This is a genomic window from Dietzia sp. B19 (assembly GCF_014145155.1).
Classification (GTDB): Bacteria; Actinomycetota; Actinomycetes; order Mycobacteriales; family Mycobacteriaceae; genus Dietzia; species Dietzia natronolimnaea.
Window position 1 is genome coordinate 1 of record NZ_JAALED010000343.1, and the last position, 2,293, is coordinate 2,293.

The 2,293-nt window shown below is 72.9% G+C and carries 2 protein-coding genes; both read left to right on the plus strand.

Translation table 11 applies throughout. From position 1 onward, the window contains the following. Positions 1-1,039: alanine racemase (gene alr, locus G6020_RS10325; protein WP_182610560.1), on the plus strand; the 1,039-nt coding region annotated here is incomplete at its 5' end. After that, on the plus strand, positions 1,036-2,293 hold a 1,258-nt coding region (locus G6020_RS10330), incomplete at its 3' end, for an alpha/beta hydrolase (RefSeq protein ID WP_241732657.1). The genes alr and G6020_RS10330, both read left to right, overlap by 4 nt.

Below are 2,293 nucleotides of genomic sequence, written 5' to 3' on the forward strand. Positions count from 1 at the left end.
CGCCGTGCCGGTCTCGCTCGCGGCGCTGCGCGGTGGGGCGGACGCGCTGGGCGTCACGACGATCGCCGAGGCAGTGCAGCTGCGTGACGCGGGCATCGACGCCGAGATCCTGGCCTGGTTGTTCGGGGTGGGTGACGACGTCGGCGTGGCGCTCGAGGCGGATGTGGACCTGGCGGTCCCGAGCCCGGGCCACCTCGACACCGTTCTCGACGCCGCCCGGCGTACCGGCCGCCGCGCCAGGGTGACCCCCAAGATCGACACCGGGCTCGCCCGCTCCGGCATCACCCTCGACGAGTGGCCCTCCCTGCTCGACCGGCTGGTCGCCGCCTCCGACGAGGGCCTCATCGAGGTGACCGGGCTGATGGCGCACTTCGCGCACGCCGACGATCCGGGCAACCCGGTGATCGACCAGCAGGTCGACCGTCTGCACGCGTGCGTGGCGCAGGCCCGCGCCCGCGGGGTGCGGTGCCCGGTCAACCACCACGCCAACTCCGCGGCCACCCTGACCCGCCCGGACGACGGCTTCGAGATGGTCCGCCCCGGGATCGCCCTCTACGGGCTCAACCCGGTCGACGGTCTCGAGGCGGAGCTGGTCCCGGCCATGACGTTCTCCGCCGAGGTCCTGATGGTCAAGCGCATCGCCGCCGGTCAGGGGGTGAGCTACGGGCACACGTGGCACGCCCCGCGGGACACCACGGTGGCCCTCGTGGCGGCGGGGTACGCCGACGGGGTGTGGCGACTGCTCTCGGGCAGGCTCGACGTGTCGATCCACGGACGCCGGTACCCGAACGTCGGCCGCGTCTGCATGGACCAGTTCGTCGTCGACCTGGGACCGGACCCGGGCGACTCGGTCCGCGCGGGGGACACCGCCGTCCTGTTCGGTACCGGCTCCGACGGGGGCCCCACCGCCGCCGAGTGGGCCCGCACCCTCGGGACCATCCACTACGAGGTCGTCACAGCCGTCCGAGGCCGAGCGGTGCGCCAGCACGTTCTCGGGGCCCGCCACGCCAGCGGCGGGCAGAGGGAGGGTTCGCTATGAGTGGAGAAGACGACTCGCCCGGGCGCCGGAGGTCGATGCCCCGGCTCCGGTGGCCCCGGCGCCCTTCCCGGTCCGCTGCGGGGGATCCCGTCGAGGTCCGGTCACCCGAACTGGTGGGCGGGGAGACCGGGGACGCCGAGTCCGTCGAGGAGCAGATCCGGGCCCCGGGCGGTCTCGCCGCGGGTCTGAGCGCCCTCGGCGCCGCGACGATCGGATCCGTGGGCACGCTCCTCCCGGGACGCCGGGCAAGTGACCCGTGGGCCGGCGAGGACATGTGGGAGCTCGGGGTCGACCGGGGTTCGATGGTCGCCGCCTCGGACGGTGTCCCGCTCGCGGTGCGGGAGGCCGGCCCGACCGACGCGCCGATGACCGTGGTGTTCGCCCACGGGTACACGCTGTCGATGGACTCCTGGCACTTCCAGCGCCGGCACCTCCAGGACCGATTCGGCTCCGAGGTCCGCCTGGTCTTCTACGATCAGCGCGGTCACGGACTCAGCGGCAAGAGCTCGCGCGACAACTCGACCATCGCCCAGCTGGCGTCCGACCTCAACTCGGTGATCTCCGCCACGGCGCCGACCGGCCCGATCGTGGCGATCGGCCACTCCATGGGGGGCATGACGGTCCTCGGCTACGCCGTCCGCCACGAGGACGCGGTCCGCGAGCGCGTGCTCGGCGTGGGGCTGGTCGCCACGGCGATGGCGGAACTGTCGGAGTCGGGCCTGGGTGCCGTGCTCGACAGCAGGGCCGTCAGCAGATTCGTGGGCCTCGCCGGCCGCACGCCCGCGGTGTTCACCAGCAGCCGCAGGGCCCTCGGGGCGATCATCTCGCCGTTCATCTACGGCGGCTCGTTCGGCGACCCGGCCAAGATGAGCCCGACCGTCGCCAGGTTCGTGGACAAGCTCATCGCCTCGACGGACGTCCTGACGATCGCGAACTTCTTCGAGACCCTCACCCAGCACGACGAGTCCGCGGCCGTGCCCGTGCTCCGCGACGTGCGCACCACGGTGTTGTGCGGGGACCGCGACCTGCTCACCCCCCTCGACCGCTCGGTGGACATCGCCGAGGCGCTGCCGGACGCCGAGTTCGTGGTGGTCCCCGGAGCGGGGCACATGGTGATGTTGGAGGAGCCCGCGCACGTGTCGGAGGTCCTCGGCGACCTCATCGCGGACGCCATCGTCGAGTGGCGCGCACGCACGCGGGAGAAGTCGAGCGGCACCGAATCGTCGAAGGGCACCGGATCGTCGAGTGGCTCAG